We start from the raw sequence: 11633 nt of genomic DNA, 5'->3' as shown, positions 1-11633 counted from the left end.
TGCCGCCGGACCGGAATGCTACAGCGTCGATTGCGTATCCGGAAGGTGCGCGGCGCCGGAGTCAGTTGCCGTCGCCAGCCGGCAGCGAGAAGATGTAGCCTTCGCCGCGCACCGTGCGCAGGAATTTCGGATTGGCGGGGTCCGCCTCGATCTTCTTTCTCAGACGCATGATGCGGATGTCGACAGCGCGCGACGATTCCGGGTCTTCCACGAAGCCGATCGCCTCCGAGATCGCCGCCCGCGTCAGAAGCCGGTTGGCGCGGGTGAGGAAAACTTCCAGCACGTCGAACTCGCTCTTGGCCATCTCGATGACCGCGCCATTGGCGCCGGTCACCAGCCTGCCGTCGAAATCGGCCTGGAAGCTGCCGAAATTCATGAAGCGGCGCGTGCCGGCCTCGGTCTTCGCGGCCTGGGGGGCAACCGGCTGCGGCACGCGGCGCAGCACACTGCGGACCCTCGCCAGCACTTCGCGCAACTCATAGGGCTTGACGATGTAGTCGTCGGCGCCGAGCTCCAGGCCGACGATGCGGTCGAGCGCGGTGCCGGCGGCGGTGGCGTAGATGATGCCGATCTGCGTCTTGGAACGCAGCCAGCGGCCGAGCGACAGGCCGTCCTCGCCGGGCATGGCGATGTCGAGGATGGCGAGGTGGAAGGGTTGCGCCTCGAGCAGGCTGCGCGCCGCCGCGGCATTCTCGGCCGTGGCAACGTCATAGCCGCTGGCGCCGAGATACTCGGCAACCGCTTCCCTCAGATCCGGCTCGTCCTCGACGACAATGATGCGCGCCTTCACAATGGTCTCGCTCCCGCTTTCAGCGGAAAGTAGATTGGGTATAAACATGATGTCCAGCGCTCATCTCGAGTTGTCTGTGGCGGAGTGGAGAAAATGGCAGCACGATCCGTCGTCGCGCTTGTGTCCGTTGCCGAAGTGGTGGCCGGCGACCTGGCCGACCATCTCGAGCGTCGGGGGCACGACGTGCGTCAGGCGCGCCAGCCCTGGGAGGCGGAGTCGCTGCTTTCGGCAGGCGGCATCGACGTCGTGGTCGTCGGTGACGACGTGACCCAGGCGGAGGGGCGCGAACTGCTCAAGCGCTATAGTAGCCAAGGCGGGGGCGGCGAGGGTGGCTGCGACTTCATCCTGATCTGCCGGCCCGCCGATCTCGTCGACAAGGTGCTGGCGCTGGAGCTCGGCGCTGCCGACGTGATCGAAAGCCCGCTCAATGTGCGCGAGCTGGCGGCGCGCATCGGCCGCCTGCTGACGCGGCGCGGCCGCAACCCCCAGGAACTGATCGTGCTCGAGAATGCGACCGTCGACTTGAGGTCGGCCATGGTCATGCATCGTTCCGGCGCCGAGGATCAGCTGTCGCCGGGGCAGGTGGCGCTGTTGAGATTGTTTCTGGCGAGCCCGCGAAAGGTGCTGACGCGCGACGACATCATTGCCGCCGCGCCCGCCGAGAATGCCGACGCTTTCGACCGCTCGATCGATTCGCGCATCGTGAGGCTGCGCCGTAAGCTCGATACGGAGACCATCACCACGATCAGGGGTGCCGGTTACCGGTTCGATCCGCCGACGCCGCGCACCGACTGAGGCGAGGGCCACCAGGTCTTTTCCTCGATCTTGCATCGGATTTCCAAAACCGCTTCGCACTTTTGGATCCGACGCCGGCGCCTAGCGCACCACGAGGATCGAGGGGCCGGACGGCAATTCGGCGCTGGCGGCGATCTCGGCGTGGGCGCGCTCCTTGAGCAGCACCGTTGCAAGCGCGGCAAAGCCAAGCAGCCCCTGGGCATAAAGCAGTGCGGACAGCACCGAAGCGGCAAATTTCGTCTTCATAACTCAATCCCCAATTCGATAGTCGTCGATGCTTCAGGAAACTCCCGAAGCGCCCGCGCCGCCTACGGAGCCCCCCGCTGCGGCGCGGGCCTTCGGTCCTCTCGGCAGCAAGTAGCCGGAGGGGCCGCGCATCCCTATCAGCCGAAGACCGACCCGCCAGAGGGCCCTCAGCCGGTTGACGCGCAGGCTGGAGATGATCCAGACCGTGGCGATGAACATTGCAGTGTGCAGTGTCGAAACCTCGCCGGAATTCATGGCGCCAAGCGCCGTCACAGGGTTGCCGGCGACAGAGCCGACAGCACCGAGGATGACTGCCGAGACGCCGATCCTGAGAAACCAGGTGCGAACTTTCGATTTCCTGCCCATTTTCGTTTGCTGATGTCTGTTCCCGTGACTCGACATTGCTGCGGGCCTGTATCCGCATCATGCCGCGCAAGTCGCGCTTTGTTGCAATTCGGTTTCGAGATTCGGAGAAAGGCTTTCATATCAAAGCCATATACGCTTTGCCCGCCGGTTTCGGCCTGCTTGATATTGCCGGCAGCCGGTCTAGGGGGAGCGTGTTCTCTGGAATTAGGCCGTCAACTTAGAGAAACGAATTCGAAACATTAACGCATATTAAGCGAAATAGACCTGAAACAGGTGATCCCGATAAGACGATCCATCGAAATTGCAGCCGGCCCGACCGGCATAAGAGAGAGAGAGAGAGAGGGATCGTCATGCATACCGCCATTTCAGCCAAGCTCATCCACGTCACCGCCGCCGCGCTCACCGGCGCGGCTCTGCTCTTCGGCAGCAACGCCGCTCATGCCAACCAGCTCGTCGCCCGGGTTTCGCTGTCGCAGCAGATCATGGAAGTCACGGTCGACGGCCGGCCGACGTTCACCTGGAAAGTGTCGACGGGCGACAGGGGGCACATCACGCCGACAGGGTCATTCAAGCCGACCCGCATGCATGAGATGTGGTATTCGAAGAAATACGACAATGCGCCGATGCCGCATTCGGTCTTCTTCAGCGGCGGCTATGCGGTGCATGCGACCTATGCCATCAAGCATCTTGGCCGGCCAGCTTCGCATGGCTGCGTGCGTTTGCATCCCGATGCCGCGGCCGACTTCTATCAGCTCGTCGAGGCCTTCGGCCCGGGCAACACCAGCATCCTCATCGTAAAGTAACGGGTCAAGTAGCGGGCGGATTGCCGCCTTCAAGCCAGGTTCGACGCAATTCCGGACGGAAGGCCACGGCGAAGTCGCCGAGCAACCGTTCCACACTTTTCTTGGAATTGCTCTGGCGCCGAAGCCGTGGGGTGACCGCCTAAAAAAGAGGCCGGGATTTTCCGGCCTCTTTTTTGTTTTGGAGCAGTCCTGGATTGCTTCAGGTGGGCAGCGCCGGCATCAGCTTCGGATCGGGCTTCTCGGCGAGATGCGGCAGATCCTTGCTGGCGATGAAGGTGTAGAACATCGGCACGACGAACAGCGTGAACATCGTGCCGACCAGAATGCCGGTGAAGATGACGAGGCCCATCGAGTAGCGCGCCGCGGCGCCGGCGCCGCTGGAGATGATCAGCGGCACGACGCCGAGCGCCATCGCGGCCGTCGTCATCAGGATCGGCCGCAGGCGCACCTTGGCCGAGGCGATGATGGCATCGCGGCGCCGCATGCCATGGATTTCGCGCTGCTGGTTGGCGAATTCCACCAAAAGGATGCCGTGCTTGGTGATGAGGCCGATCAGGGTGATCAGTCCGACCTGCGTGTAGATGTTGAGCGTTCCGAGGCCGATATTGAGCGGCACGATGGCACCGAAGATCGAAAGCGGCACCGCCATCATGATGATCAGCGGATCGCGGAAGCTCTCGAACTGAGCGGCCAGAACCAAGTAGATCACGATCACGGCGGCCGCGAAGGCGATCAGGATGGTGTTGCCCTGCTCCTTTTCCTGCCGCGATTGGCCGGAATAGTCGATGAAGAACGTGTCGGGCAGCGTTTCCCTGGCGAGATCCTCCAGCACTTTCAATCCGTCGCCGGTGGTCACGCCGGGCAAGGGCAGGGCGGAGATCGTGGCCGAGTTCAGCTGGTTGAACTGCTCGATCGCTGCCGGCGAGGCGTTGGTCGAGATATGCACCACCGCCGACAGCGGCACCATCTTGCCGTCGACGCTGCGCACGAAATACTCGCCGAGCTTCGCCGGATTGTCGCGGAACTCCTGCGGCACCTGTGGGATGATGTCATAGCTGTTGGAGTCGCGATCGAACTGCGCCACTTCGGCGCCGCCGACCAGCAGCGTCAGCGTGTTGCCGATGTCGGCGATGGGCAGGTTCAGTGCCGCCGCGCGCTCGCGGTCGATGGTGACGGTCACCTGCGGGGCGTCATAGGACATCGAGTTCTGCACGACGATGAAGCGGCCGGAAGCCTGCGCCTTGTTCTTGATCTTCTCGGCCTGGTCGAAGACTTCCGAGGGATCGCCGGTCGAGCGAACCACCATCGAGATCGGCAGGCCGCCGCCCGAGCCGGGCAGCGTCGGCGGCGCGAAGACGAAAGCCTCGACGCCGGCGACCTTGGCCAAGCGACCGGTGATGTCGGTCTGGATCTCCTTCGAACTGCGCTGCCGTTCGGCCCAATCCTTGAAGGCAAAGCCGACAAAAGCGCCGTTGGTGGCGCCGCCGAAGGCGACCGCCGAGAACTGCGCCCGCGTTTCCGGAATGTCCTTAACAAGACCGAGGATCTGGTTGACGTAGGTCTCGGTGTAGTCCGAGGTAGCGTAGCGCGGGGCGGTTACGATCGAAAGCAGGAAGCCCTGGTCTTCTTCCGGCGCTAGTTCGGTCGAGGTCTTGGTGAACATGAAGCCGGTGAGCGCAACCAGCGCGACGACGATGATAAAGGTAACCGGCCTGTTTCTGAGCGAAGCGGTCACCGCCCGCTCGTAGACGCGCTCGACACGGCTGAAGGTGCCGTCGACGATGCGCTGGAAGCGGCCGTGCGCGCCGGCCTTCAAGAGGCGAGCCGACATCATCGGCGTGATGGTCACCGCAATCAGGCCGGACAGCACCACGGAGCCGGCCAACGTGACCGCGAACTCGCGGAACAGCGCGCCGGTCAGACCGCCGGTGAAGGCAAGCGGCGCAAACACGGCGGCCAGCGTAATGGTCATGGCGACGATTGCCGAGAAGATCTCGCGCATGCCGTTGAAAGCCGCCTGCATCGGCGACATGCCGTCTTCCTCCATATGGCGGTGGATGTTCTCCACCACGACAATGGCGTCGTCGACGACAAGGCCGATCGCCAGCACCATGGCAAGCAGCGACAGAAGGTTGATCGAATAGCCTACCGCAAACAGAATGAAACAGACGCCGATCAGCGACAGAGGGATGGTCACGATCGGCATCATCACCGAGCGGAAGGATCCGAGGAAGAGCAGGATGACGAGAATGACGATGGCGACAGCCTCACCGATGGTCTTGAACACCTCCTCGATCGAGGCGCTGATCTGCTCGGTGGAATCGTAGACGATCTCGATCGTCATGCCCTTCGGCAACGTATCCTGGATCACCGGCACGATCTTGTGGATCGCCTCGGCAGTCGTCAGCGGATTGGCGGCAGGCGTCGGGAAGATGGCCAGGAAGGTGCCCGGCTTGCCGTTGAAGCTCACCCTCGTGTCGGTGCTGGCGGCGCCAAGCTCGACCCGCGCCACATCGCGCAGCCGCACCACCTGGCCGTCGGTCGAGCGGATGGGGAGCTGCGCGAAGGCTTCCGGCGTCTGCAGGGTCGAGTGAACCGCGATCGAGGAAACCACATACTCGTTCTGTGTGTTGCCGGGCGCGGACAGGAAATTGGAATTGTTGATCGCAGTCAGCACGTCGGCGGCCGTGGCGCCGCGGGCGGCGAGCCTGACCGGGTCGATCCAGACCCGCATCGAATATTCCTCGGCGCCGAAGATCTGGACGTCGGCGACGCCTTCCACGGTCGAGATGCGCGGCCGCACGACGCGCTCGATGTACTCGGTCAACTGCTCCTTCGACATGTTCGGATTCTGCATCGAGATATACATCATCGCGAACTGCTGGCCGGTGCCCTTGACGATCACCGGATCCTTGGCGGCATCCGGCAAGGTGCCGCGCACGCCTTGAACCTTGGACAGCACCTCGGTCAACGCAACATCGGGGTTGGAGCCGAGCTTCATCTGCACGGTCACCGTGCTCGAAGACGGGCGGCTCGACGAGGTGACGTAGTCGATGTTTTCCGTCGAGGCGACGGCGCGCGCGATCGGCGCAGAGATGAAGCCCTGAATCAGGTCGGCGCTGGCTCCGGGATAGGCCGTGGTGATGGTGATCGCCGTCTCGTCAACCTTCGGATACTGCCGGATCGACAGGTTGAAGATGGCCTGGAAACCCAGGAGCAGGATCATGCAGGCCAGCACCGTCGAGAGGACGGGGCGGCGAATGAAGATATCGGAAAAGCTCATTGCTGAACCTGCTTGTTTGCCGATTTGCTGGGATCAACGGTGTTGTCGACCGCAACGGACATGCCGTTGAAGAGCCGGTTCTGACCGGCGGTCACGACCTGGTCGCCGGCCTTCAGGCCTTCGACGATCTCGACCATGCCGTTGTTGCGGCGGCCGAGCTTGACGAAGACCTGCGATAGAACGAGCGCCGGTTGCTGCCCGGTTTCGGCCGGCTTTTGAGCGTTCTCAGCCGGCTTCGCGGCGCTGTCGGCGGCGTTTGCCGTATCGGAGGCCGGCTTCGAGGCATCGGCTTGCGGCTTGGCTGCATCGCCGGCAGGCTTCTCCGCGCCGGACTTCTGGTCTTCCGATTTTGCTGGCGCGGCAGCGCCGGCCTCAGGGGGCTTGGGCGGCACCACCACGAAGACATAGTCGCCGTACAGGCTTGAGGTCACCGCCGTCTGCGGCACCGAGATGACGTTGCTTTCCTCCGGCAACTCGACGCGGATTTGCACGAACTGGCCCGGGGTCAGCTTGCCCTCCGGGTTGGCGACCTCGCCGCGGATCGACACCAGCCGGCTTGCCGGGTCGATCTTGGGATCGATGCCGCGGATCGAGCCGGCAAAGGACATGTCGGCAGCATTGCTGCCGATCCGCACCGTCTGGCCGATCTTCAGCAGCGGCAGCTGCTGTTCGGGCACGGTGAAGTCGACCCGCATCGTGTCCAGATCCTGGATCGTGACGACTGAGTTGCCGGGCGCCAGATACTGGCCAATGTCGATCTTCGGAATGCCGACCGTGCCGGTAAAGGGAGCTGCGAGTTGCTTTTGGTCGAGCACGGCTTGCAGCTTGTTCACTTGCGCGGCCGATGCGGTCGCCGCCGCGCGCGCGGCATCAAGCGTAGCGTCGGTGCCGACGCCACGCCGCTGCAATTCCAGCGCGCGGGTCAGCGCCGCCTGGTCGGATGCTGCCTGAGCCTTCTGTGCCACCAGATCGGCCTTCTCGACGGCATCGTCGAGCTGCAGAAGCACAGCGTCGGCCGCGACCTTCTGGTTGGCGTGGAAGAGGATGTCCTTGACGATGCCGGCCGTCTCGACGGTCAGGTCGACGCCGCGCACGGCGTTGACGGTGCCGATCGCCTCGACGCCGGGCGTCCAGTTCGAAGGCTTCGCCACGATGGTCGACACTGTCGCCGCCGGCGGTTTCATGGTGGCGAAAAACTGCTTGATCGCATTGTCACGAAACAGGTTGAAGCCGACGATTCCGGCGCACACCACGGCGAGCAGCAGTAGAATTCCGGTGATGATGAAGAAGCGCTTCACGGATAGTTCCCCTCGAGCCGGCAACCGGCAACGTCAATTGCCGGGACACATATCGACGATAAATCCCGATTTCAAATTGCGGGCGCCTTACTGTACCGTCTGGACGGTCTTGTCAATTCCACAAGGCCTAATGTAAGGGAAGGCGTGATGAAAGCTCGCAGGGCAAACTCGCGCGACAGGATACTTGCAGCGGCAGCCGACGTGGCGCGCGAGGCGGGCCCGGGAAGCCTGTCACTCGACGCCATCGCCAATCGCGCCGGCGTGTCGAAGGGCGGTCTGCTCTACAATTTCCCGACCAAGGCCAAGCTGATGCAGGGGCTGGTCGAGAATTACCTCAATGCTTTCGAGCAGGCGCTCGAAGAACGCACGGCCGAGGCAAGCGATGAAAGCGCGCTCGCGGCCTACATACGGCTCTCGGCCGATGATTGCGAGAAGCCGAAACCTTCGGCCTCCTGGATGTTCTCCGCGATCGCCGAGGATCCGGAATTCCTGACGCCGATCAAAGCCTTCAAGCGGCAGCTGTTCGAACGGCTGAAGGGGGAAACGGACGACCTCGGCTCGCTGCTGGTTTGTTTCCTCGCCATCGAGGGGCTGCGCAGTATGAATCTTTTCGATTCAGACGTGCTGTCGCAGCAGGAGCACAAGCTCCTGGTTTCCTCGCTGCTCAAGATAGCCGGATAGGTCGCAGGCTCACATCAGCGGCGGCAAAGACCGCCCTAGGACCGCCAGCTTCCTGTCGCTCGAACTGCATCACAACATTGTATCGCACCGAAATACGGGCATGGCATTGTTATGTTGCGACGCACAAACTATGTGCTTCAACAGTCCCTCCCTCCACGTGCGAGATCTGCCATGGGTTCCCTGTCTTCCAAGAATGCGCTCGTCACTGGCTCGACCAGCGGCATCGGCCTTGCAATCGCCCGCGCCTTTGCCGCCGAGGGCGCCAACGTAACCATCAACGGCCTGGGCGATGCCGCGGCGATCGAAAAGGAGCGCGCCGGCATCGAGAGGGATTTCGGCGTCAAGTGCCGCTATTCCGGCGCCAACATGATGGACGGCGGGGCGGTCACCGCCATGATCCGCGAGGCCGAGGAGGCGTTCGGCAGCCTCGACATCCTGGTCAACAATGCCGGCATCCAGCATGTCGCGCCGATCGACGAATTCCCCGACGACAAGTGGGAAGCAATCATCCGCATCAACCTGCTTGCCGCCTTCTATGCCATCAAGGCGGCGCTGCCGGGCATGAAGAGCCGCAAATGGGGCCGCATCATCAACACGGCTTCGGCCCATGCGTTGGTCGCCTCGCCGTTCAAGTCGGCCTATGTCTCTGCCAAGCACGGGATTGCAGGTCTGACCAAGACGGTGGCGCTGGAAGTCGCGCAGGATGGCATCACCGTCAATGCGATCGCGCCCGGTTATGTCTGGACGCCGCTGGTCGAGAAGCAGATCCCCGACACGATGAAGGCGCGCGGCATGACCGAGGAACAGGTCAAGCACGATGTGCTGCTTGCCGCGCAGCCGACCAAAGAGTTCGTCAGCGTTGAGGATTTGGCGGCACTGGCGCTGTTCCTGTGCTCGGATGCGGCCAAGCAGATGACCGGCACGACCCTGCCGATGGATGGCGGTTGGACGGCGCAGTAAGTGCAGCTTCCAAAGAAGGTGCGGGCCGCGCCTTCCTCGACAAGAATTCTTGACAATCGTAGGGGAGCGTTCCAGCATCCTGGCTAAGGGGTTCCCCGCGACGACCCCGTGAGGCGTCAGCCCAACGATCGCGTCCAAACTCTCTTCGTTCAGGAGGTGGACGCCATGCCGTCAACAACTCAGATCACAGTGCCACAGCTTGCCCGACTGGTCGGCCTGCCGGATGCACCTCGTCTCGTCGACGTACGCATCGACGACGACTTTCAAGCCGATCCGCGGCTGCTGCCGGCTTCTTACCGACGCGACTTCAGAACCGTCTCGACCTGGGCGGCCGACTTCTCCGGATCCAAGGTCGTGGTCATCTGCCAGCGCGGAGAGAAGCTCTCGCAAGGCGTTGCCGCGTGGCTGCGCCACGAGGGCATTCCGGCGGAATCGTTGGAAGGCGGTTTCGCGGCGTGGGCCGCCGTCAAGGCGCCGTTAGTCGCGGCCGACGCAATTCCGCCTCGCGATGGGAAGGGTCGCACCGTATGGGTCACGCGTTCCCGGCCGAAGGTCGATCGCATCGCCTGCCCCTGGCTGATCCGACGATTTGTCGATCCTGGCGCCGTGTTCCTGTTCGTCGACCCGGCCGAGGTGCCCCTGGTGGCGGATCGCTTCGCCGCGGTGCCCTTCGACATCGAAGGCGTGTTCTGGAGCCATCGCGGCGATCATTGCACCTTCGACACGATGATTGAGGAGTTCGGCCTGCGCACCGAGGCGCTCGATCGTCTGGCGCTGATCGTGCGCGGCGCGGATACAGCGCGTCTCGACCTGGTGCCGCAGGCTGCCGGGTTCCTCGCCGCGTCGCTCGGCCTGTCGCGCATGTTCCGCGACGACCTGGAACAGCTCGAAGCCGGCATGCTGCTCTATGACGCTTTCTTCCGCTGGTGCCGCGACGCCACGGACGAGACGCATAACTGGCCGGCCGGGGGTAAGCAACAATGACCGTGCTTGCCAAGGACAGCGCCGAGCAGCCGGCCGATGTCCCGGCTGTGCCGACCTTCAGTGATGCGACGCGGCTGTGGGCCAAGATCGGCCTGCTCTCTTTCGGCGGGCCGGCCGGGCAGATCGCCCTGATGCACAAGGAACTGGTCGAGGAGCGCCGCTGGATCGGCGAGGAGCGGTTCCTGCATGCTCTGAACTACTGCATGCTTCTTCCGGGTCCCGAGGCGCAGCAGCTTGCCGTCTATATCGGCTGGCTGCTGCACCGGACGGCCGGCGGCCTCGTCGCCGGGACATTGTTCGTGCTCCCGGGCGCACTGGTCATGCTTGCCCTGAGCAGTTTCTACATGCTCTACAACGACGCGCCGGTCATCGAGGCGCTGTTCTTCGGCATCAAGGCGGCGGTGCTGGCGGTCGTCGTCGAAGCGGTGATCCGCATCGGCAAGAGGGCGCTGAAGAACCGGGTCATGGTGGCCATCGCGGTGGCGGCCTTTCTTGCCATCTATGTCCTCAAGCTGCCGTTTCCACTGATCGTGCTTGCGGCGGGACTCATTGGCTGGGTCGGCAATCACTTTGCACCCGGGCTGTTTTCGGGTTCGGCGCATGGCAAGGGCAACGCCGCCGCCGACAGAGGCGGCGTGGTCGACCTGATGTTCGAGCGCGGCGAGCTCGGCCACACCGTGCCGACCAAATGGCACGCAGCCCGGACCATCGCCATCTGGCTGCCGATCTGGCTCGGACCGGTGGCGCTGATCGCCGTGCTGGCAGGGCCGGGGAGCGTATGGGCGCAGATCGGCGGCTTCTTCAGCCTGATGGCGGTCGTCACCTTCGGCGGCGCCTATGCGGTTCTTGCCTATGTCGCGCAAGCCGCGGTGACCTCGTTCGGCTGGCTTTCGCCCGGAGAAATGGTCGACGGGCTCGGACTTGCCGAGACGACGCCCGGACCGCTGATCCTGGTGCTGCAATTCGTCGGCTTCGCCGCCGCCTATCGCCATGCGGGTACGCTCAGCCCTCTGCTTGCAGGGTCGCTGGGGGCGGCGCTGACGCTCTGGGCTACCTTTGCGCCCTGCTTCTTCTGGATATTCCTCGGCGCGCCCTACATCGAGCAGCTGCGGCAGAACAAGGCGTTGTCGGCGGCGCTCGGTGCGATAACGGCAGCGGTCGTCGGCGTGGTGATGAACCTTGCGCTGTGGTTCGCGCTGCATGTCGTCTTCGGCAAAGTCGAGAGCGTCGGCTGGGGCGTCGAGGTTCCGGTCGTTTCCTCGCTCGACTGGCGCGCGGCGCTGCTGTCGGCGGCGGCGATGGTCGCCATGCTCAGGCTGAAGGCCGGCATGCTGCCGACGCTCGCGGCATCCGCGCTGGCGGGACTGGCTCTACAGGCATTGTGAATTGTTTCCAGCCGCAGCCAAGCGTGACCGAGAGCTATGTTT

11 protein-coding genes are annotated in these 11633 nt (G+C 63.6%); 6 read left to right on the top strand and 5 right to left on the bottom strand.

Annotated features, from left to right (window positions below; translation table 11 throughout):
- Positions 1–61: 61 nt before the first annotated feature.
- The gene (locus tag P9217_RS25485; RefSeq protein WP_067319230.1) at positions 62–790 is read right to left on the bottom strand and encodes a response regulator transcription factor; all 729 of its coding nucleotides are present in this window, start codon (positions 788–790) and stop codon (positions 62–64) included.
- Positions 791–883: 93 nt separating this feature from the next.
- Between P9217_RS25485 and P9217_RS25480 the strand changes: the two genes are divergently transcribed.
- A complete protein-coding gene (locus P9217_RS25480) occupies positions 884–1585 on the top strand; it encodes a response regulator transcription factor (RefSeq protein WP_066990432.1) in 702 nt (233 codons plus the stop codon).
- An 81-nt stretch (positions 1586–1666) separates the two neighbouring features.
- On the opposite strand, the gene P9217_RS25475 is transcribed toward P9217_RS25480, so the two are convergent.
- Both P9217_RS25475 and P9217_RS25470 read right to left on the bottom strand, forming a co-directional pair.
- Entirely contained in the window at positions 1667–1831 is a 165-nt protein-coding gene (locus P9217_RS25475) for a hypothetical protein (RefSeq protein WP_082953640.1), read from the bottom strand.
- Between the two features lie 33 nt (positions 1832–1864).
- Complete coding sequence (locus P9217_RS25470) at positions 1865–2197, bottom strand: hypothetical protein (RefSeq protein ID WP_095799860.1); 333 nt, start codon at positions 2195–2197, stop codon at positions 1865–1867.
- A 350-nt stretch (positions 2198–2547) separates the two neighbouring features.
- On the opposite strand from P9217_RS25470, the gene P9217_RS25465 reads away from it, so the two are divergent.
- Positions 2548–3000, top strand: a complete 453-nt coding sequence (locus tag P9217_RS25465) for a L,D-transpeptidase (RefSeq protein WP_066990426.1) — start codon at positions 2548–2550, stop codon at positions 2998–3000.
- 199 nt (positions 3001–3199) lie between these two features.
- On the opposite strand, the gene P9217_RS25460 is transcribed toward P9217_RS25465, so the two are convergent.
- Complete coding sequence (locus tag P9217_RS25460; protein WP_095799861.1) at positions 3200–6283, bottom strand: efflux RND transporter permease subunit; 3084 nt, start codon at positions 6281–6283, stop codon at positions 3200–3202.
- Positions 6280–7581 (bottom strand): efflux RND transporter periplasmic adaptor subunit, encoded by a 1302-nt coding sequence (locus P9217_RS25455; RefSeq protein ID WP_278087977.1) that lies wholly within the window; start codon positions 7579–7581, stop codon positions 6280–6282. Before P9217_RS25455 ends, P9217_RS25460 begins: the two co-directional genes overlap by 4 nt.
- Positions 7582–7728: 147 nt before the next feature.
- Between P9217_RS25455 and P9217_RS25450 the strand changes: the two genes are divergently transcribed.
- The 4 genes from P9217_RS25450 (at position 7729) to chrA (ending at position 11591) form a co-directional block, all read left to right on the top strand.
- Positions 7729–8262 (top strand): TetR/AcrR family transcriptional regulator, encoded by a 534-nt coding sequence (locus P9217_RS25450; RefSeq protein WP_066990416.1) that lies wholly within the window; start codon positions 7729–7731, stop codon positions 8260–8262.
- Positions 8263–8433: 171 nt separating this feature from the next.
- Positions 8434–9222 carry a 3-hydroxybutyrate dehydrogenase gene (locus P9217_RS25445; protein WP_278087978.1) on the top strand — a complete coding sequence of 263 codons (789 nt, stop codon included), beginning with the start codon at positions 8434–8436 and terminating at the stop codon, positions 9220–9222.
- 165 nt (positions 9223–9387) lie between these two features.
- Positions 9388–10206 carry a sulfurtransferase/chromate resistance protein gene (locus P9217_RS25440; protein ID WP_095799864.1) on the top strand — a complete coding sequence of 273 codons (819 nt, stop codon included), beginning with the start codon at positions 9388–9390 and terminating at the stop codon, positions 10204–10206.
- Positions 10203–11591, top strand: a complete 1389-nt coding sequence (chrA, locus tag P9217_RS25435; protein WP_127247144.1) for a chromate efflux transporter — start codon at positions 10203–10205, stop codon at positions 11589–11591. The genes P9217_RS25440 and chrA overlap by 4 nt, the downstream gene beginning before the upstream one ends.
- Positions 11592–11633: the final 42 nt, after the last annotated feature.

Origin of the sequence: Mesorhizobium sp. WSM4989 (assembly GCF_029625795.1) — a bacterium.
In the GTDB taxonomy this organism is placed as follows: Bacteria; Pseudomonadota; Alphaproteobacteria; order Rhizobiales; family Rhizobiaceae; genus Mesorhizobium.
This window is presented reverse-complemented; position numbering and strand designations above follow the sequence as displayed.